Raw genomic sequence first — 20999 nt, 5'->3', positions numbered from 1 at the left:
TAAAATTATGACGATCGCAACAGCATCAGTTGATCAAAATACTATTCGTCGCCGTGGTACTGGTTTAAGAGCTTATAATCCTGACAAAGCATTCAAGGGATATACACTTTTTACACCACTTACAGGTAAGGGAGAAGTATATCTTCTGAATCTAGAAGGAGAAGTAGTACATCAATGGAATTTGCCATATTCACCGGGTTTATATGGTTATCTTTTACCCAATGGCAACCTTTTTTATAATGGCAAGACGCTAGATATTCCGCCACATTTTCCTTTGTGGGCTGCCTTTAAAGGCGGCGTTGTCTTAGAAGCAGATCCCAAGGGAAATATTATTTGGGAATATAAACATCCAGATCATCATCACGACGGCCGGAGACTACGCAACGGGAACACGATTTTATTAGCTATTGAAAAGATACCTCAGTCTTTGATTCCCCGTATCAAAGGCGGTGTAGCAGGAACAGAAGCAGACGGTGATATCTATGCTGATGTACTTTATGAAGTTACTCCTGGGGGTGAAATTGTTTGGACTTGGCACGCCCATGAACACTTAGATCCAGATATTTTTACTATCACTCCCCAGGATCAACGACATGAATGGACTCATGGCAATACTGTAGGCGAACTCGCTGATGGCAATATTATAGTCAGCTTCCGCAACATCTCCACCGTCGCAATTATCGATCGCAACACAGGAGAGATTATCTGGACACTTGGAGACGACATCTTAGCACAGCAACACTTTCCTAACGAATTAGCTAACGGCAATATCCTAATTTTTGACAATGGCGCACATCGCCGTCACACTGCGCTAAATTTCTCTCGTGTGATTGAAGTTAACCGTCAAACGAAAGAAATAGTTTGGCAATACAGTGACAACCCACCTCAAAATTTCTTCAGTTCTTATATATCAGGCGCACAGCGTCTAGCGAATGGCAACACTTTAATTACAGAAGGTGCTTTCGGTCGCATATTTGAGGTGACAGTTACAGGAGAGATTGTTTGGGAATATGTCAATCCTCACTTTGCGGCGAGGAATCTGGGTGAGAAGTCAGCAGTAGCTAGTGGGGAGCAAAATTCAGTCTTCCGTGCTTTTCGTTATGCGCCTGAAGAAGTGCCTTGGCTCTAGTTCAATTTTAGATTTTGGTGAGGCAGTGCGGTCTTGGGGGTTTCCCCCATGAGCAACTGCCGAACCCGAAGGGATTAAATTGAATTAATTTCCAAAGCTAATAAACCAATCCTATTCATAGAGGAATATCAACATGGCTGAAATCAAGATATATAGTGCGGTTGTTTGCCCTTATGCTCACCGTTCGCGTTTGGTATTGCAAGAAAAAGGCATCGAATTTGACTTGATTGAGATTAATTTGCAGAACAAGCCGGAGGGATTTACAGATATTTCTCCTTATGGAAAAGTGCCTGCACTTGTACATAATAATCACCGAGTTTGGGAATCGGCAGTAATTAACGAATATCTCAACGAAGTATTTCCAAATCCGCCGCTTTTACCTAGCAGTTCCATTGCTAAAGCACAAGCTCGAATCTGGATTGATTTTGCTAATACTCGATTCGTTCCGGCTTTTTCTACTCTCTTGCGTAGTCCTGATATCCAACAGCAAGAAGCAGCTAAACAAGAACTATATAAACATCTGGAATTTATCGAGAATGAAGCTTTTGGGAAGTTATCAGGAGACGGCCCTTACTGGTTTGGCGAATCCGTTAGTCTGGTTGATTTCACCTTTTATCCCTGGTTTGAGCGTTGGGCTGCACTGAAGCACCATCGAGGCTTTGCACTACCAGAAGAATTTACTCGTTTACGTCAGTGGAAAAAGGCTTTAAAACAACGTGATTCTGTAGTGGCGATCGCTAATAGTAAGGAGTTTTACATAGAGCGATATGCTAGATTTGCTACCCCTGTTGCTGTCTAATACTACTTTTTGGTAGTCACAAGAATTGTATCTTTCCCTAAGTTTTCGCCGCCCAAAATCTTTTTGAGCGGCGAAAAACTAAAGATACTGGAGAAACTATGAATTTAGGTATAATCGCAAGTCTGCTATAAATTGGGCAACTTGATCCTGGCGGAAAATTAGCTAGATAGTAGTGAATCTTCTGTCACCAAGCTTGATCTGCGGAAATAGGAAGCAGAATTGAGTCCCATTGCGTTGCAATGTTGAGCGCACTTGCGGCAAATAGTGGCACAGAACATCATTGTGGCATCGCTGCTCATTTGTTCACAAGCTAGGGCGGTGCGATCGCAAATTTGGGCGCACAAACTACAGGTGTTTCCCATAAACTCAGAACCGTCATTAATCATGTTGACGCACATCATGCACATTTCTGCACAGTCCCGCAACATGGACATCATAGCCATATCCATGTATTTACCACCCTGACTCTTGCAGTATTTGAGGGTATCAATGCAAGTAGTTTGGCATTCAATAGAGATTTGTTTGCAAGCTTCCATTTCAGTGAATATAGATTCGGTTGTCATCATAGAAATAGTCTCCTTGTTGTCGCCGTTAGTGGTGTGGCTGACTTAATTAGCAAGGTAAAACTTTATTTTTGAGAAATCAATAGATTCTGGAGTTCTAGCAATTTGAAGGCCCATATACCTATATACTTGACGTAAATTAAGCGGCTTTTCATATTTAATTGGGAGCTATTTGACTAAAATCCTTATTTATTAAGGGCTGAGACTCTTTTGTTAGTTATAGCGAATTACTTAATATCTAGAATTGACTGTCGGTTTATTTGATTTGTCTGCCTACTAGATCGAAAAACAGTTGAAAGATAATACCCTTTTATTTCCTAGCGTATAAACCGTCAAAGCTTTGTCAACTAAAGATTATAGCTATATCCATCATTGAAACAACTCATTAGTTGAAAAAACGCTATGAGTACATTTTCTTATATTTCAGTAATATTAAATTTTCATGACTTTATTAAGCCATAGTTCATCATGCAGTGGTGGTTTGCAGTTCCTACAAGTCGGCACAGCCACCCAACGGACTGCTTACTGCGCCTCTAGATGAGGCAAATTCATATTTACACTCAGCAACCCTGATTTTTTTGACAAAATGTACTTGCCTTTTACAGGCAATCATGCAACACTGCTATATTAGCAAAAATCTACTAAATACCTACCAATTTACAGTACTTTGTTTAAGCTTATCTTGCCACTACCAGGATAGTTATTTTGTAAAAGTGCTTGCTCGGTAAGGATTTAAGATTAAGCAGACTCAACAGAACTTAAGGAGAAGCAGTGTTAATTCAAAAATGTTGTTGCCCATCTAACTAAAAAATCACTGATTTAAGCTCTTACTCTCTGCGCGAGACTAGCTCATATTTTCAATCAGCAATGTCAAGGATTAAATCTTGGGAATTGGGCGAACTATACCTCCTCGTGTCGCAACTGAATCCTAACTTCAGCGTGTTCCAATTCCCATTTCCTCATCCATACTCACCACAAGGAGAAAATAGATAATGGTGCAACTATTAGTTAAACAAGAATCCAAACATTGGATTCTTGTTGCTACTTGTTTATCTACGGAATTGGCAGCCACCGCAGTGGAAAAAGATAACAAGGCAGGGCTGCCAGATATAGAAATCCAACGGTTGCGACCTTAATTCCTTTTTTTCAATTGCGGATGTAGTTAAGTAAATAGATCAAATCTCATGCATTCGCCATTAGGCGGCAATACAGTTCAGATAAAACCAAAAAACTTGTAGAGACGGCGATTTATCGCGTCTCCAAAACCCAAAATTTTGTACCATTACCCCTTAACCCAAGCGTATTGCATTAGGCGGTAGCGTTGCGTAGCAAAGAGTAAGCGCAGAAATTTTTCATTTAACAACTTGTTTGATAATTAGAGGTAAATTAATTCATGAAAGATTTCAGAAAACAAATTGCATTCTGGAAAAACCAACACATCACTCGTCGTCACGCCTTATTTGCTTTTGGTTACAGTTTAGTACTTACCACAGTATTTAGTTGCAGTAATTCACCAAATAATTCTCAGCAACAATCAGCTTCATCGGCTTCTAATGTAGCTAATAGTAATACTACTACCAATAAAGTAATTAGAATTGTCCGATCTAAACAACTTACTGCCCTAGCCGTCTTAGAAGAAAAAGGTATTCTAGCAGAACGATTAAAACCTTTAGGATATAGGGTAGAGTGGCCAGAATTTGCTGCCGGGCCACAACAATTAGAAGCTTTAAATGCAGGCGCACTTGATATTGCCTCTACAGCCGAATCTCCTCCTGTTTTCTCTCAAGCAGCCGGCGCACCTCTTGTATATCTAGCAGCTAACTCTTCTGATGGCCAAGCAGTTTCACTGTTAGTTCCTAAAAACTCTCCTATTCAAAGTGTCAAAGATTTAAAAGGAAAAAAAGTAGCTTTTCAAAAAGCATCAATTGGTCATTATCTTATACTTCGAGCCTTAGAAAAAGAAGGTTTAAAGCTTAGTGATATAGAATCAATCGGTCTAGCGCCTCCAGATGCTAATGTGGCATTTAGTCAAGGTAAAGTAGACGCTTGGTTTATTTGGGAACCATTTGTTACAAGAAATGTCCAAAATAACACGGCACGGATTTTAACTGATGGTGGTAACGGCTTGCGAGATACTAACAACTTTATATCCACAAACCGCAAATTCTATCAAGAAAATCGAGAAGCCATCAAGGTTTTTTTAGAAGAAGTGCAAAAAGCCCAAAATTGGTCTAAGAATAATCCTAAAGAAATCTCCCAATTGCTCTCTGCAATAACTCAACTTGATCCACCAACATTAGAGATTATGCACAAAAAGTATGATTTTACGCTTATACCAATTACCGAAAAAATAATTAATAAACAACAAGAAGTTGCAGATAAATGGTACAGCCTGGGACTGATACCTAAGAAGGTAAATGTGAGAGATGGCTTCTTGACTCCTGAAGAATATGCCGAAATCACTCCTCAAGAAGTGCTTACAAAACAATAATATTTGGGGCATGAATTACTAGTTTTTATTTGTAAATTGTGGAAAATTTTAATAGCTGATTATGTCTACACTCACCTTAACTAACTTTCAAATTACTCCCATTAATGCACCTCTAGGTGCTGTAGTCACTGGACTTGATGCTAGTCAACCGATTAAACCTGAAGTTATCTTACAACTGAAACAAACATTACTTGAACACCAGATCCTTATCTTCAAAAATCAAAACCTGACTGATGAGCAATTCTTAAACTTTGCTTTTCATTTTGGTTCTCTATTTGTCCCGCCAGATGACATCCCAGTTCTTGCTTCTCAGCCAGGAGTCACACCCGTAATAATTCCCGTTTCTAATGTTGATGGTGGCTATACTGGAACTGGTGAACTAACTTTTCATTCTGATCATAAGTGGACTCCTTATCCTTCTAGTGGTTCTTTACTCTATGCTTTGGAAATACCCAATGAAGGTGGAGATACTTACTGGTTAAATTTGAATTTGGCTTATGAAACTTTGGATGAATCTATCAAGCGGCGAATTGCAGATTTGCAGTTGATTACATACAATCCCTTTTTAAATAAACCAAATATACCTCGTTCTAAATACCGTTTAGACAACAGTATTCCCCTAATTAGCCCTGTATTTCCTCACCCACTAGTACGGACACATCCAGAAAGTGGGAAAAAGATTTTATATTTAGATTACGCCACAGAAGTAGAAATTGTTGGTCTAGATCCGCAAGAAGGATTTGAATTAATTGAACAGCTGCGATCGCATTTACATCAACCTCGGTTTTATTATCAACATAAATGGTCTGTAGGCGATATTGTCTATTGGGATAATCAAGCAACTTTGCATTATCGTCAAGCATTTGATCCCAATCAACGCCGGGTGATGAAACGGATAAGTTTAGCGGGTAGCCGTCCATTTTGAGTAAAAATCCCATTTATTTGAAAAAATAAGTTGAGATAGAATAACCCTGGTTTATTGAATAAACCGGGGTTTTGTACTTTATGACGATTTAAGTTTTATTGATTGAGAATATATGAATTTTATCGAACAGAATTCAGGAGTCAGGAGTCAGAATTCAGTTGGGTATTCTTTGCGAGTGGCGGATAGCGCAGCGTTAGCGACGCAGGAGCGTCTGAATAGCCGGGTTTAAGACCCCCACCAAATCTACGATTTGGTGGTCAATAAGACCTGCGCCGGTCTGAATCCCCGACTGATTTATTCTGACTGCTGTTAGCGGTAGCGGTGCGTTTAGCCCATTCTGACTTCTGAATTCTGACTTCTGAATTCTTCTTCAACTCCAAAATTATTAACGTTAATTATTCAGATTTTTTGACGAACTTAGATTATATATATTATAATCTACGTTAAGAATATCGAATTACCGTTCTTTGCTTTGATTGAAGGCAGAAATAGAAATGGCATTAGCTCAACACATCAATATCCAAGACGCTAAAAAAGTAAATGATTATTTTTTGTGGAAGATATTACTACTTGGTATAGATTTTTTAAAGCAGCTATGGTGGCACACTAAAGCATACACAACAGTTTTGGGTATTATGTCGTTGACCTTTGCCAGTCTCGGATTTTTATACATACATTATTTATCTGGAAAAAATTTAAGTCGATTTATTCAACATAAAACTGTTTTAGAACAAAAATGACTATATATAAAAGATTGCACATTACATCTTATCTGGCTCCCAATTGGTTTGAATTTTATCAGGCGATTGCAGCTTATTTAGGTCGTGTTTTAAGAGTAGAATTCCAACTACAACAAGGTGAATATGATCCCCTAGAAGATGATCTATTGTTTCAAGACCAGATAGATTTAGCTTTTATTTGTGGATTGCCACTAATTCGCTATAGTCAAATAGTTTCAAACCAATTTCAGACTTTAGTTGCGCCAGTAATGCAATCATCACGATATAGCAACTGCCCTGTTTACTATGCAGATGTTATTGTCAATGCTAATAGTTATATCAAAAAGTTTACAGATTTAGCAGGAAAAACATTTTGTTATAATGACCTGGGTTCTAATAGTGGTTATAATTTACTTTCTCATAGATTAGTTCAAGAAAAATATCCTGAAAATTTCTTTAGCAAAACGCTACAATCAGGTTCGCATCAGCGTTCAATTCGCTGGATAGTTGAGGGATTAGCAGATTGTACAGCGATTGATAGCGTGGTACTAGAACAGGAATTAAAGGATTTTCCTGAATTATCACAGCATTTGCGTGTGGTGGAAGTGCTGGGGCCTTCTCCAATGCCACCATTGGTAGTAGCACAGCGTCTAGGTATATCTTTAATTCAGCAAATGCAGTTGGCATTACTCCAACCAGATGCAGAGTTGCAAAGAGTAATGAAACAGTTCGGAGTTAGACGTTTTGCCGCAGTGAGATTGGAAGATTATCAGATGTTATATCAGATTTATAAAGACCGCTCTTGTGTTAGCTTGTCTAAGTAAGAAATAAAAGAAAAGCTCAAGCAGAGGCACAAAGAGAAGGAGACAGGTTCTCAATTATCTATCTCCCAATCTTCAGTAAACAAATTATTAACGCGCTTGAACTCCCTGGTGTTATGGGTGACAAGGGTTAAGTTATTTGTCAGTGCAATAGCGGCAATTTGTAAATCATAAGCTCCAATTGGAGTGCCTAATGCTTCTAGTTGAGAGCGAATCGTTCCAAAACTCATTGCTGCTAGGTCGTCAAAGGTTAATGATATAGATTGTGCTAAAAATTCTTGTTGTAATGTAAGATTACGTACTGGATTGGCACTTTTCATTGCACCATAAAATAGTTCAGCTTTGACGATTGAACAAACGGCAATATCTTTAGTTGCAGTGGATTCTAGTTTCTGTTTTAAGGTGGAATTTTTTCCACGCATATAAATAATGCAAGTGTTAGTATCTAGCAGGAATTTCACAGGATGGGTTCACGTTCTTGTTGTTGTCCTTGGGGATGGCGAAAGAATGTTTCATCTTGGATACATCCATAAAATTGAGTCAGAGGATATTCTGGGGTTTCAGTTTTGGTTTCTGGTTGTAAAGACTCAATCAGGGTTTTTAGTAATACCAAACCTCGGTTAATATCTAATTCTTCAGTGAGTTCAGCCAAAGGAGATTCACGGAAAAAGTCTGAGAGTTTGCTTGGTTGATCTGGGTGGGCGTTGTTATTGTGTGTGGTCAAGCTTTGAGCGAGAAGTTGGATAATATACAGTTTATCATTGGGCGAAAGCTGAAGAAGTTGTTGTTCGAGTTCTTGGATAGCCATGATGAGGGTGTGGAGGATAATTTTATTTTGCACTAGTTTTTAAGACACGGCATAATTCCAACTCTGCTGTTGTGCCGACAATACTGCATCTTGATAAACTTGCCCAAATAATACTCGCTGTGCATGACTCCCTCCAATCTCATGCAAGCGTGGTAAAACAGGTTTCAGTTCTGCAACAGTTGTGTTGAAATCGCCTTTGGCATGAGCTACCATTCCTCTAGCTGCGGGAATTGCTAACTCTACCCAACTCCGTCGCAGAAAAGGATTAATACTCAAAGTGTGATACTGCATACTCTGAAGCATTTGGTTCACCCAATCATGGTGTCCGGCTTTGGCAAGGGCATAGACATAATGCAAATCCTGAAATGGTAATGCGTGTTCATCAATCCGGCTGTAAAGATAAGGACTAATGCCTTGCCAACGGTTCTCCACATTTACACCGCGCAATTCTAGGCGCAATAATAATGAAATTGCTCCTACTTGGTCTTTAGGAGATTGTTTGTTAGCACGTTCCCAAATATGCGTATCGTAGAGTTTGAGAACTTTTTGGTAGTTTTCTAACTGCAAATAATATAGTGCAATGTGCCACCAGTTATGAGTGTAGAGCATGGAGTTGCAGTTTTCCCAGGTATCTGCAAAACTCTCCATCCAAGCTATTCCCTCATCGACTCTTCCCTGAGTTTCCATGACATGAGCTAAAGCATGATGCGCCCAAGGATCATATCTATTCAATGCGATCGCTTGACGAGCTATCTTTTCTGCTGCTTGGAGTTGGTGACATTGTTCTAATCCAAAGGCCACCATGCCATATAAATAATGTTGTTGAGGATTGCTAGGTAAAACCTTCTGGGCAATTTCTAGTAATTTTTCTTTATTGCCTGTATAAAAATAGTGATACTGTCCTTGCTGCACAGAAATCAAATCACGGGGAAATTGATTGGCAATCTCTTCATGAGTGGCGATCGCTACATCAATTTCTTGATTTGCCCAAGCTAAAATCGCTTGCACATATAACTTTTCTCTAGCAGTAATTTTAGTGTAATGCTGTTGTGCAGTTTGCAGATATGGTTGGGCTTGCTGCCAAGCTTTGCGATTTTCTTGGGTGAGATAATAAGCAGCCGCATAAGCATGAGCTAATGCACAAGTAGGATCTGCTGCAATTGCTTGTAAAATTGCTGTTTCTGCATCTTTACCATAACCAAGCATCTGATCGATAAAACGGTTAATGGCTGCTTTCGCATCGGCTGAATCTGTTGTAACTACTAGTCCTTGTGCATCTTTAAGCATGATTAATTCTGTGCAGCAAGATTTGTGAAGCAAACTATAAACTACGGCAAGTCTATAGGAATAATGTAATTTCAAGCTCAAGTATGTCATAGCCACCACAAAACCGCAAGCATTAAACCACTAAAACTCTACCGACTAACAGTATTTAGTTTTGTAAAGGTATTGCTTTGCTTGACTGGCTGTGCGATAGTCTAAAAGTGAATTAAATAATACGGTAAATTGACAAAATTACCGTACTTTAAGTCCAGGAAATATTGCAGCTACTCTGACATAGATATCATGCAGCTACTTTGGTTTATTCCAACTCACGGTGAAGGGCGCTATCTTGGTACTGCCATAGGTGGGCGGGCAGTCAACTTTGATTACTGGCGGCAGATTGCCCAAGCAGTAGATCATTTAGGTTTTACAGGGGCATTACTACCTACAGGCCGTTCATGTGAAGATGCCTGGATTTTGGCATCAACTTTGGTGACACACACCAAGCGGATGAAGTTTTTGGTGGCTATTCGTCCGGGGTTGATGTCGCCGGGAGTAGCAGCACGAATGGCAGCAACCTTTGATCGCATTTCTGGTGGAAGGTTGTTGATTAACGTCGTCACCGGTGGCGATCCGGTGGAATTGGCGGGAGATGGATTGCATCTTTCCCATGACGATCGCTACAGATTAACAGATGAATTTTTGGCAGTGTGGCGAGAGATTGCATCTGGAGAAACTGCCGACTTCCAGGGAAATCATCTGAATATCCAAAGTGGTAAGCTATTATTTCCCACAATCCAGAAACCTCATCCGCCTCTGTGGTTTGGAGGTTCTTCCCCAATTGCTCAAGAAATTGCAGCCAAACACGTAGATGTATATTTAACTTGGGGCGAACCACCAGAACAAGTTGCCCAAAAGATTGCCTCTGTACGTCGGTTAGCAGCAGCCCAAGGGAGAACATTACGTTTTGGGATTCGTCTCCACGTGATTGTGCGAGAGACAGAAAGCCAAGCCTGGGATGCAGCGAACGATTTGATTCGCTACGTAGATGAAGATGCGATCGCCAAAACGCAACAAGCTTACGCCCGCATGGATTCCGAAGGACAACGCCGGATGAAAGAATTACACAACGGCTCTCGTGAAGCCTTAGAAATTAGCCCGAATTTATGGGCAGGAATCGGTTTAGTCCGTGGTGGTGCTGGCACAGCTTTAGTAGGCGATCCTGATACCGTTGCTCAGAGAATGCTGGAATATCAAGAAATAGGTATCGATACCTTTATCTTCTCTGGTTATCCCCACCTAGAAGAAGCATATCGGGTAGCAGAATTACTTTTCCCTCGTTTACCCCTAGACAATCAGCCAACACTAGAACCCCAACTATTAAGTCCCTTTGGCGAAGTTGTAGCCAACCAAGAATTCCCCAAACAACAAATCGCCACCGTAGATTAAAAAACACTCCGCCTTCAAGTACCTCTGCGTTTAAAATCCCAAAAGGTTTAATTACCATGACAAATATATTAGCGTAGACGCAAAGCGGCTTGCCGTAGGCATCGCCGGCAGTCCCTCTCACCCTTCCAGAACCTACACCATTCTCGAACACGCTGCCAAAACCCTATCACAGCAAGAATTATAGCAGTAGCCACATAGGTTAGGACATTTTGAAAACCCCAAGGCTAGGAATAGTAATACTTTTACCTCCTGCCTCCTGCCTCCTGCCTCCTGCCTCCTGCTATAAATCTAGAGCACATAAACAAAGCTGTCAGTGACAAGCTACCGATTTTTTGTGATCTAGCTATTTTAGGGTCTGCTGAATAATGATAAAACGTTGATTTCTCAATGTTTTGGGGCTATTTTTGTAGAAACAGGTGCAAGTAAATTGGGGTATCAGGCTGAAAAATTTTGCATTTCTAATGGATTCGGTCACAAAAAAACACCAAAAATCACGATGAAACTATTGCCTGTTGCCTATTCCCTATTGCCTACCCCAGCCATCAGACTTTTTCAGCAAGCCCTATTTTAGATATTGTTAAATTAATTTGTTCGCCAGAATTTTCTGGTAAGTTTGGATTGTTTGCCTTGCGATCGCATCCCAGCTAAAATTTTCCAAGGCATATTTTTGGGCATTTAATCCCCGTCGTTGGCGTTCTGCGGGATTTTGCAAAGCTTCTTGCAGTAACTCTATCAATGCTTGGACATCTGTTGCGCCCACCCAACCCGACTCACTATCACGAATCTGTTGACAAATATGCACTTGATCAGAAATGACAACGGGTACACCTGCTACCATCGCTTCAGCTACAGCAATCCCAAAATTTTCATAGTAGGAAGGCAAGACAAATAAATCAGCAGCTTGTAGTAAACTGACTTTGAGTTCACCAGTGACAAAGCCAGTAATTGTAGTGTGCGATCGCAGTGGTGAATTTTGAATTTGGGATATTATCTTTTGTTCATAATCTGGATCTTGAGGATTAGTCCCAGCTAAGACAAAATGAAACTTATAACCAATCCCTAATAGCTTCTCTAGCGCCGGAATCAACAAATTTAACCCTTTTTTCGGATCAATTCGTGACATAAACAGCACTAAAGGCACATCCTTTGGTATTTCTAACTGACTAAATATATTTTTAAAAGAAGATTGAGGGGGAATTACACCCAAGGGAATCACCAAATCTGGTGTAGATACTCCAAACCGTTCTGATATTTTAGCTTCTTGATCGCTGGTAAAATGAATTGCTGCCGCACCCGCTAAGTTTTGACGTTCTATAATTGCGACATAAAGCTGTTTTAATCGCTTTTTTTTCTTTAAATCAGCCGGATCGAGAGTACCCAAAGGACGGAAAATATAAGGTAGCTTTTGCTGACGACACACAATTGCAGCAGCACTAATTATTGGCGAGAATAAAGCATGAATATGTGCTATATCAAACTCATGAGCATGAAGTTTTAGCCATTTTAATAAATCTAGGGAAAATTTGTAGCGACGAAACGGCGCACAACGAAAATAAATTATTTCATAGCCATCTTGTTTAATTGGGCGATTTAAAGGAACATCCAGAGGTGTTTGACCATTATCGCCATTACTATCAGTTGTGAGAATTGTAACTTCTACTCCCTCTTTGACCAACGCCGGAGCTAATCCTAGTACCATTTGACTGGGGCCGCCGTAAATCAGAGAAATTGAGGGGACAATTTGTAATATTTTCATTTTTTTGTCATTTCTGATTTGTCATTTGTCCTTTGTCCTTTGTCATTTCTGATTTGTCATTTGTCCTCTGTCCTTTGTTATTTGTCCTTTGTCCTTTGTTATTCACTAATAACCAATGACCAATGACCAATGACCAATGACTAATGACTATTAACCAATTCTTGATAAAACTCTAATTGCTGTTTAGCTAAAGCTTTATTTGTGTATTTAATCATTGCTTTTTGATAACCCATTTCACCTAGACTGTGAGCAAAATATGGTTTATCTATTAATTGAATTAAGCAATTAGCAAGGGCTTGAGCATCACCTTCGGGAAATACTAAACCAGCATCGCCAATTACATGGGGAATTTCACCAGAATCAGAACCAATCACGGGCACTTGGCAAGCCATTGCTTCAATTAGCACATGACCAAATTGTTCTTTCCAGCCAGCAGAAGTTAATGTTTTAAACTTGTAAGTTGTTTCTGAAGGCAGTACCAAAGTACTCATTAAATTAATATAGTTTGCAACCTCGTCATGAGGAACACTCTCTACCAAAATTAACCGTTCTTTAATATTATTTTCTGTCGCTATTTTGATTAATTGAGTTTGTAACTCTCCCCGTCCTAGCAGCAGTAACTTCCAAGATTTACTTTTCAAACTGATTAAGGCTTCTAAAAGTGTTAATAAACCCTTTTCTTGCACAAATCGTCCAACAAAACCTACCACAAAATCTTCTTTTTCAATGCCTAACTTAGCAGCTAATTCTGGTTGGGCTTTGGGAGTGAATAGACTTTCATCTACACCTAGTTGTGGCATGACTTTAATTGCCCCTTGATATCCTCGTTGTCGCAAAACTTCTGCTCCATCCTGATTGCCAGAAATAATGCCGTGGCTGTGGTTGAGGTTATATTTTTCTAATAAAGCAATTGGTGGTTTCAGATTATATGGAAGATTCCACCAGGTAAAAAATAAATTTTTTGCCTTGAGTCCTAATAGCTTATTTAAGGTAATCATTTGAGTATAAGCCAAGGCTCTAGACCCTTGTTCTACCTGAATGATTTGGGGACGAAATTGTTTTAGTAAAGATATCAAATCAGCACCAAAGGTAAGGAGTCCCTGGTGATTTTGGCTAAAATTAGAAACTGGAACTATTCTAAATGTGCCTTCATCGCGATATTCAGTTTCAATAATTCTATTTTGCACACCACCTGGTTTCCAGCGCTTTGGGACTACAACTGTCACTTCAATATCGGGTTCTAATTGAGATAAAGCACGTAATTTTTCACAGTTGAGGTCTACGATATAAGTGTGACTAGCAACTAAAATTTTCATTTTTAATTTATTCTTTGTTATTGACCAATGACAAATGACAAATGACCAATGACTAAACTTGTTTATCCAATCGACTGTAAATTTGACCATCGTTCCATATTGATTGGATGACAGTACCCAAGGCTTTGAAAAAACCCAAAGTGTAGAAAATAGCGCGAGTGGCAATTTTGATGGGGGAACCGCTTTTATTACAAGGTGGGCGTCCCAGTACGTGACAGTCGAATAAACGGCCGTATAAACGTAAGGCTTGAGTCACAGTAAGGTTTTTCAGCCCTAGTAAGAAATGGTTGTGGTAGAAGGTGAGTTGATATTGGAGCGATCGCATACTAATATCATGACAACCACCTGTTTCTTCGCCTAAATGCACCAAATGGGCTTCTGGGTCGTACCAAATCTTATATCCTGTCTGCCTCACCCGCAAACAAAAATCTGACTCTTCGCGTACTGCACTACCGCGAAACCTCTCATCAAATCTCAGCCCATACTTAGTAAAAATTTCCCTGCGAAAAGACATATTGCAACCCCTCGCTGTTAGCACTTGCTGGGGTTTGATTGTATGCACTAAATCAATATGATACCAAGCAATTCCTGGGTCCATAGCTTGGGGGGGCAAATATTCAATCTCTAAATCTCCGCCAGAATCACCCAATTTCATTCTGTCAAATACCCGACCGGCGACAGCCCCCACTTCTGGATTTTGCCAATAATTTTTCGCATGGGCTGCTAACAATCCAGGGGTTAGCTGAACATCATCATCAATAAATAATATTATTTCACCAGATGACCGCCGGACAGCATAATTTCGCGCCCCTGGCAAACTCGCCCAATCTAAACGCAACCATTTAATTTTACCTGCCTCCGCCATCTCTTCTAAGTAAGCTTGAATTTCTGGTTGGTGTTTTGCGGTTTGGTCTACAACTAAAACTTCAAAATTTGGATAGTCCTGTTTTAAGACATCCACAATGCTATCTCGTAGTGCTTCCTCCCGTCCGTAGGTCGGGATTACTACAGTAATTAATGGCCAATTATTCATGATTTATATTCAGTAATTTTACTACTTCTATATTAGCCTTGTAAAAATTAATTTTCATGAAATTCAGTAAGCTATCATTGCTTTTATCGAAAAATAATTCTGAGTTATGAATTATTTTTCAATTACATTCAATCAATTATTTACTAAACTCAGCACTGGCTCAACGCCTTCCTAAGAGGATGTTTGAAAAGTCTCCTCGTCGGTATCAAAACGTTTTCGATCCCCCTAAATCCCCCTTAGAAAGGGGGACTTTAAGGATTTTCCCCCCTTTTTAAGGGGGGTTAGGGGGGATCAACCAGTGCTTAAAATCACAGCTAACCACTTTTCAAACATCCTCTAACGGAACTTAGCACTCTTCATAGTGCTGCTGCATAGAGATTATCAAAGAACTCATTTTGCTTTTCGGAGTTATGCACAATTTGCGCTTGAGCTAATGCTCCTGCACTTAAAAATTCATAATGTTCTCGTTTATCATTTCTATCAAGAAATTGAATTATTTGTTGCAATGCTTGCTCTGCCAAATAATCGTAAGTACTATTTAGAATTTCCCAATATTCATTAGTTTTGGTTTTTTCTCCGTGCTGCCAATTACTCCAGTGCCTAATTTCATTAATTGGTAATTCTAAAATATAGCCATTTTCACCATGACGGATAAATTCTGGTAAGGCACATACATTTGTCGTAATTGCAGGGGTAGCAACAGAAAATCCTTCGATGATACTATAGCCATAAGTATCATGTAATGTCGCCATTAATTGAAAATGACTTTGCGATAATAGCTCAATAACTTTGTCATTGGGAATATTCTTATGAAAGACAACGTTATTTAGATTAAGTAACTTTAAATCTTCTACATATTTGCTGCGTTCTGGAAAATCTGTCGGAACTCCTGAACCATGTTCCAGTCCCGAAATTATATGTACAGTAATAGGCAAACCTAATTTTTCAGCTTTTTTTGCAAGTCTCAAAGCAACAACTCCACCTTTGCGGGCAATATGATTGCCAATAAATACAAGCTGGAGATTTTGCTGTTCTTGATAAAGTTTTGATTGGTTAACTCTGATTGGAAAGTTGGGATGGACTACATCTACTTTCTTACTTATCTTTGCTTCTATCTTCCAACCTTCTATCCGCTTAATTAATCTCAACTTAGCGTAATCTGAAATGGCGATAATTTTTTGGCAATTTTCTAGTGCTAATCGATTATTTAATAATTCATAAATTGCAGCTTCAGCTTGATTTTGAGGATTTCTATATAAAACACGATGATCCTCAAAGGTGAGAAACCAAGGTTTATTTGTATATAAAATTCTGTTGAAAGAATGAATTGCTTGGTATCTTTCCCATACGGGTTGCCACGCAATAAAGCTGGCTAAAGGATACCAAATTTTTTCTATCGGATATCTGCCTGCGGGAAAAGGTTTAGGGCGGATGAGTGTATGCCGAGAATTTCGAGGTAGGTTGGGAATGCTGAGGTGTTTTTGACCTCCTATGATAACTTTTGCCATTTTTATTTCATTTAAATTGTTTTGAGACGTTTTTTCTTGTTTTTTAGCTGAGGGTTAGCATCTTCTTTATCTTGTTTCTCCAATTCTGGCAATTTAAAAAGAACTCCCGCAAAAAACCAATAATAGACAGCAACAGGATCAACATCCAGAGGATAGTAGTAGGTGTTGTAGCTAATAAACAATATAAACACCCATAAAGCTGCTCCGTAACTGCGGAAATTACGGTTTTTTATGGAGCGATAGGTTTTAAAGCTAATAATTGTTAAACTTGTTACCAAGCCCAGAAAGGCTAGTACCCCAAGAATTCCAACCTCAAAAAGTACTTTGGGGTAATAGGTTTCCACAAGCTTAGTTTTACCCATCGCACGGGCAGAGTTAGTTGCTCGTCCTAAGCCACTTCCTAGTGGCCCATCTACGTTTTTCCAATTTTCTTCAAATTGCTGGACGATAAAATCTTGAGGTGGTGAAGCTTCCCAACGACTGGTAAAACTCTCGGTTCTCTCTTGTACGACAGCAGGGTTGCTCACCATCGCAATTCCCAGAACTAGGGCAAGTCCTATCCCTATAGGGATAAATCGTTTTAGGTTGCCAAGTTGCCCAGTGAGCAATAGCAAAATCCCGAAGCAGATTGGTACTAAAGCTAGGGCAATTCTCTGTCCAGAAATTACAGCATTGATAAAGACTGTCACTAAAGAACCTAAACCGATTACCCGCCACACAATGGAAGGGTCGGTAAAGCCGGTAGCAAAGGTAAAAAAGGTGCTGGAAATTAAGAACCATGCCCACTGCCAAGGGGCTACAAATGTCCCTGGTAAGCGAATAACCCCTTCTTCAGGACTATATAAGAGCGCTCCACCAAAATAACACCGGGCTTCTAGTGATGTGACAAATAGGGCATTTCCTTCCAGACCTCTAGTGCCTTGACATATACCAGTTAGTAGTAGCAGGTATTGAATACATCCCAGTACACAGCAAATCAGTATCAGGACAATCTGGAGGCGCGATAAAAATAGAAAATCCCGCTTATCGCGAATTAGATAGTAGGCACAACCAATCAAAGGGACATAGCCTAAAAATACTTTCAGTCCCAGAATGCCCATACCTAAAGGTATTTCTTTGGCTGCTTTTTCTAATAGTCCGACACTAGGCGGGTTAAATTGCTGTCCACCATTAACAAATAACAGCGTTAGCAGACTACAACCCAAAACAATATAAAGTGGGATTTTAATACCTTGGGGGATAATTAAGGGTAGCCCCTGTTTACGGCAAGTCTGCCAAAGTCCAATTAGGGCTGGAACATAAAAAGCATCTTTAGCTAATTGAAGTACGGGACTATTGCCCAAGTAGTAGGTGATAGTACCCCCAATAGGTACATAAATGATAAAGGCATATAGCGCTTGGCGCGGGTATTTGTAGGAAAGGGATATGACTATTATTCCCAATACTCCTGGGACTGCTACTTTAATTCCAGCTACGAAAAAAAGCAGAATGCCAACAAAAACACCGCTAAAGGTGGCGGTGGTGAGTAAGCTAGTGAGTTCTTTACGTGCTTGGGCTGTTTTGCGCTTTTGGGCTAACTGTTCTTTAAGGTTAAGGGCAGAATTTTCCTTTTTAGTCTGTTTTTTCGAGTTTTTAGATTGCTTAGATTTTGACTTTAGTTTTGGCATAGTGGTGCTGTCGTCTATCAGCCTCGGAGAATCTATTATAGTTGACAAATTTCTTTGGATTGCTGTAAGTAGTACAATCCGAATTCATCTCTAACTGATTGATTTAATAATTTGCGATTAAAAATGCTAAATCTTAATCTTTTGGAATTATCAAAAAGATTTTCTCCTGTTTCCAAAATATAAACTGCGCCTGGAAATGGTAATGATTTAATAGGTTTTGCTTTGTTCTTTAAAATCTCTCTGACTTTGGCATGGTCTATATAATATCTATAGTATCCATAGCCACGATTATATTCTGCGGTTTCGGGCAAATAATTCAAATCATATCGAATGATGTTACAACTGCCGCACATCTTATAAAAATTATTTCTTTTAATATATATATAATTACTGCCTTCCTGATATTTATAACCTTTATTTATAAACCATCCATTAGAATCTGGGTGTTGTTGAATAAATTTGGCTAACTTTTTACTAACACAATCGTCAGCATCAACAGTCATAGTGTGGGTGGGAGAAAATTGACGAGCATAAATCAATCCTTTTAATATTTTACGCCCTTTATCTGTGTCTCCTTTTGCTACAGGGTTAGTCTCATTTGGAGGAGAAAAATCAACTGTAATGTATGTAATATGAGGATGAGTGAATTCTATTTTGGGCTTTTCGTGACAAACAACAATAACGTGAAAATTAGGTGAGGTTTGATTGCAAACTGATTTAATGCATCTTTCAAATAATTGTGTAACACGTTCCCAGGAATTGGAAACTTGTGCACTTTTGAGTGGAATCACAAAAACAAGCACTGTGTTTTGTCAGAAGAAATAACTAATAAGCTCGAAGCAAATAATAACATATTCAGACTGATGTTAGGATTAACGCTCTTTTATCGAACAGAATTCAGGAGTCAGGAGTCAGAATTCAGTAATGTTTTCTGTATGACTGGCGGATGAATAACCGGGTTTAAGACCACCACCAAATTTTCAACTTGGTGGTCTTCAATTCCTGCGCGGTCTGAATCCCCGACTGATTGATTCTGACTCCTGAATTCTGACTTCTGAATTCTTCTTCAAGACTATCTAAATACAAATGTCACAGCTTCTACACATAACCCAGGCTGGTTAATTTGTAGAAGCTGTGATAAGATTTTACGTTTTTTAAAAGCTGAGATATTCAGCTAATTTAGTCCATTAGATGCTGTTGGACTTGTGAAACTAGTTCATTTGTCCAGTAGTTAGTGAGTTCGGCATTGGCTGCTTCCACCATTACTCTGATGACTGGTTCTGTACCAGAGGCGCGAACCAAAATTCTGCCGGAATCACCCATTGCGGCTTCAGCAAGAGCGATCGCTTTTTGTACTGGTTCGCAATCTTGCCATCCTAAACGGCGATCGCGATCAACAACTCGCACGTTCCGCAATAATTGTGGATAGGTCTGGAAACTTTGATCTACTAATTCGCTCAAGGGAACACCCGCTTCTTTCACCAAAGCTGCGATATGTAATGCTGTTAACAAGCCATCTCCAGTCACAGCATAATGACGGCAAAGAATATGACCAGATTGTTCCCCGCCTAGCATTCCCCCAGTCCGCAACATTTCGGCTTGCACATATTGGTCACCAACTGCGGTACGAATTAAGTTACCACCAATTTGCTGCCAAGCTTTTTCAAAGCCTAAGTTGGCCATGACTGTAGATACAATCAGGTTGTCTGGCAATTGTTGGTTTTGTTGTAAGTGGCGTCCCCACAGGTAGAGAATGTAATCGCCGTTAACTTGCCTTCCTGTATTGTCTACTGCTAAGACGCGATCGGCATCGCCATCAAAGGCAAAGCCGATATTGGCGTTGTGTTCTTGTACTGTGGCTGCAAGAATATCTAAATGGGTAGAGCCGCAGTTAACATTAATGCGATCGCCATCTGCTTCATTATGCAAGCAGATTACCTCTGCCCCCATTTCTGTAAATACTGATGGTGCTAACCCGACTGCTGCACCCCACGCCAAGTCTAAAACAATCTTCATTCCCTGAAGATTTAAGGCACTGTTCAAGGGTTTTTTCAACGCCGAGCTATAATGCCCCACTAACTCAAAACGTGAGTGATGCCGTCCGCAATTACTGACTCTAGCAATCGGTGATATCTTCCCACGCAGTCCCGCTTCTATTTCTGCCTGCAATATTTGCGGTAACTTCCCACCATTGCCACTAAAAACTTTAATGCCATTGTCTTCTGGGGGATTGTGACTGGCAGAAATCATCACTCCGCCAATGGCATCGCTGATGCTGGTGAGATAGGCAACGCAAGGAGTGGGACACAATCCCAAATACCAAACCTCTAACCCCGCTGCTGTTAACCCTGCACTCAAAGCCATTGCCAGCATATCGCTGGAGTTTCTAGAATCCTGTCCGAGAATGACTGGCCCTATTTGAGTAGCATGGTTACGTAAAACAATCCCCGTCCAAAAACCAACTTGCAATGCTAGGGGCGCACTCAGTAATTCTCCAACTCGTCCGCGAATCCCATCTGTACCAAATAACGGATTTGCTGGTAGTGGGATTAAATTCAGCCCAAAACTGCTCTCAATCCCCTTCCCCAATCCCTCACTTTCAGAAGCAGAACCCCCAGAAATGCCCGGTGTCCGAGTTATAGATGAAACCATATTTTTAAACACTCCACACAATCACACTGGAAAATAGCACTTAAGACTTTATTCAGCAATTTCGACATGCTTTTTCTCTTTAAGAAATTCATTCTAGATT

Annotated in this window: 19 protein-coding genes; 8 read left to right on the top strand and 11 right to left on the bottom strand. The window is 39.8% G+C overall.

Going from position 1 to position 20999, the window contains the following annotated elements:
* Window positions 1-7 precede the first annotated feature (7 nt).
* Both RRG12_RS18770 and RRG12_RS18765 read left to right on the top strand, forming a co-directional pair.
* Complete coding sequence (locus RRG12_RS18770; RefSeq protein WP_084227403.1) at window positions 8-1129, top strand: aryl-sulfate sulfotransferase; 1122 nt, start codon at window positions 8-10, stop codon at window positions 1127-1129.
* Window positions 1130-1262: 133 nt separating this feature from the next.
* Window positions 1263-1928: a glutathione S-transferase family protein gene (locus RRG12_RS18765; protein WP_420760318.1), complete on the top strand. Its 666-nt coding sequence runs from the start codon at window positions 1263-1265 to the stop codon at window positions 1926-1928.
* Between the two features lie 158 nt (window positions 1929-2086).
* Here the strand turns inward: RRG12_RS18765 and RRG12_RS18760 are convergent, their stop codons facing one another.
* Complete coding sequence (locus RRG12_RS18760) at window positions 2087-2491, bottom strand: four-helix bundle copper-binding protein (RefSeq protein ID WP_420760331.1); 405 nt, start codon at window positions 2489-2491, stop codon at window positions 2087-2089.
* A gap of 992 nt (window positions 2492-3483) precedes the next feature.
* Between RRG12_RS18760 and RRG12_RS18755 the strand changes: the two genes are divergently transcribed.
* The 5 genes from RRG12_RS18755 (at window position 3484) to RRG12_RS18735 (ending at window position 7450) form a co-directional block, all read left to right on the top strand.
* On the top strand, window positions 3484-3627 hold the full coding sequence (locus RRG12_RS18755; protein ID WP_420760317.1) for a hypothetical protein: 144 nt from the start codon (window positions 3484-3486) through the stop codon (window positions 3625-3627).
* Window positions 3628-3884: 257 nt separating this feature from the next.
* The gene (locus RRG12_RS18750) at window positions 3885-4982 is read left to right on the top strand and encodes an aliphatic sulfonate ABC transporter substrate-binding protein (RefSeq protein WP_069074741.1); all 1098 of its coding nucleotides are present in this window, start codon (window positions 3885-3887) and stop codon (window positions 4980-4982) included.
* Between the two features lie 61 nt (window positions 4983-5043).
* A complete protein-coding gene (locus tag RRG12_RS18745; RefSeq protein WP_420760316.1) occupies window positions 5044-5907 on the top strand; it encodes a TauD/TfdA dioxygenase family protein in 864 nt (287 codons plus the stop codon).
* A gap of 494 nt (window positions 5908-6401) precedes the next feature.
* Window positions 6402-6647, top strand: coding sequence for a hypothetical protein (locus tag RRG12_RS18740; protein WP_420760315.1), 246 nt, complete (start codon window positions 6402-6404; stop codon window positions 6645-6647).
* Window positions 6644-7450 (top strand): phosphate/phosphite/phosphonate ABC transporter substrate-binding protein, encoded by an 807-nt coding sequence (locus RRG12_RS18735; RefSeq protein ID WP_420760314.1) that lies wholly within the window; start codon window positions 6644-6646, stop codon window positions 7448-7450. The genes RRG12_RS18740 and RRG12_RS18735 overlap by 4 nt, the downstream gene beginning before the upstream one ends.
* Before the next feature lie 50 nt (window positions 7451-7500).
* Here the strand turns inward: RRG12_RS18735 and vapC are convergent, their stop codons facing one another.
* The 3 genes from vapC to RRG12_RS18720 are packed head-to-tail and all read right to left on the bottom strand — an operon-like array spanning window position 7501 to window position 9542.
* The gene (gene vapC, locus RRG12_RS18730; RefSeq protein WP_420760313.1) at window positions 7501-7908 is read right to left on the bottom strand and encodes a type II toxin-antitoxin system tRNA(fMet)-specific endonuclease VapC; all 408 of its coding nucleotides are present in this window, start codon (window positions 7906-7908) and stop codon (window positions 7501-7503) included.
* Window positions 7905-8288 carry a hypothetical protein gene (locus tag RRG12_RS18725; protein WP_420760312.1) on the bottom strand — a complete coding sequence of 128 codons (384 nt, stop codon included), beginning with the start codon at window positions 8286-8288 and terminating at the stop codon, window positions 7905-7907. The genes vapC and RRG12_RS18725 overlap by 4 nt, the downstream gene beginning before the upstream one ends.
* 6 nt (window positions 8289-8294) lie before the next feature.
* The gene (locus RRG12_RS18720; protein WP_420760311.1) at window positions 8295-9542 is read right to left on the bottom strand and encodes a tetratricopeptide repeat protein; all 1248 of its coding nucleotides are present in this window, start codon (window positions 9540-9542) and stop codon (window positions 8295-8297) included.
* Between the two features lie 279 nt (window positions 9543-9821).
* Here RRG12_RS18720 and ssuD point away from each other — a divergent pair, with 279 nt between their 5' ends.
* Window positions 9822-10967, top strand: a complete 1146-nt coding sequence (gene ssuD, locus RRG12_RS18715) for an FMNH2-dependent alkanesulfonate monooxygenase (RefSeq protein WP_069074735.1) — start codon at window positions 9822-9824, stop codon at window positions 10965-10967.
* A gap of 577 nt (window positions 10968-11544) precedes the next feature.
* Here ssuD and hpsP read toward each other — a convergent pair.
* The 7 genes from hpsP to glmM form a co-directional block, all read right to left on the bottom strand.
* Complete coding sequence (gene hpsP, locus RRG12_RS18710) at window positions 11545-12723, bottom strand: hormogonium polysaccharide biosynthesis glycosyltransferase HpsP (RefSeq protein WP_420760310.1); 1179 nt, start codon at window positions 12721-12723, stop codon at window positions 11545-11547.
* Window positions 12724-12863: 140 nt separating this feature from the next.
* The gene (gene hpsO, locus RRG12_RS18705) at window positions 12864-14039 is read right to left on the bottom strand and encodes a hormogonium polysaccharide biosynthesis glycosyltransferase HpsO (RefSeq protein WP_420760309.1); all 1176 of its coding nucleotides are present in this window, start codon (window positions 14037-14039) and stop codon (window positions 12864-12866) included.
* 52 nt (window positions 14040-14091) lie between these two features.
* Window positions 14092-15072 (bottom strand): hormogonium polysaccharide biosynthesis glycosyltransferase HpsN, encoded by a 981-nt coding sequence (gene hpsN, locus RRG12_RS18700; RefSeq protein ID WP_420760308.1) that lies wholly within the window; start codon window positions 15070-15072, stop codon window positions 14092-14094.
* A gap of 356 nt (window positions 15073-15428) precedes the next feature.
* The gene (locus RRG12_RS18695) at window positions 15429-16580 is read right to left on the bottom strand and encodes a glycosyltransferase family 4 protein (protein ID WP_420760307.1); all 1152 of its coding nucleotides are present in this window, start codon (window positions 16578-16580) and stop codon (window positions 15429-15431) included.
* An 11-nt stretch (window positions 16581-16591) separates the two neighbouring features.
* Window positions 16592-18247, bottom strand: a complete 1656-nt coding sequence (hpsL, locus tag RRG12_RS18690; protein WP_069074626.1) for a hormogonium polysaccharide biosynthesis protein HpsL — start codon at window positions 18245-18247, stop codon at window positions 16592-16594.
* A 35-nt stretch (window positions 18248-18282) separates the two neighbouring features.
* Window positions 18283-19038 carry a glycosyltransferase family 2 protein gene (locus tag RRG12_RS18685; protein WP_420760306.1) on the bottom strand — a complete coding sequence of 252 codons (756 nt, stop codon included), beginning with the start codon at window positions 19036-19038 and terminating at the stop codon, window positions 18283-18285.
* Window positions 19039-19426: 388 nt separating this feature from the next.
* Window positions 19427-20899 (bottom strand): phosphoglucosamine mutase, encoded by a 1473-nt coding sequence (glmM, locus tag RRG12_RS18680; protein WP_420760305.1) that lies wholly within the window; start codon window positions 20897-20899, stop codon window positions 19427-19429.
* Window positions 20900-20999 lie beyond the last annotated feature (100 nt).

It is taken from the genome of Nostoc sp. CALU 546, assembly GCF_048836525.1.
The sequence above is the reverse complement of the archived record's forward strand: the minus strand, read 5'-3'. Positions and strand labels throughout refer to the sequence as shown.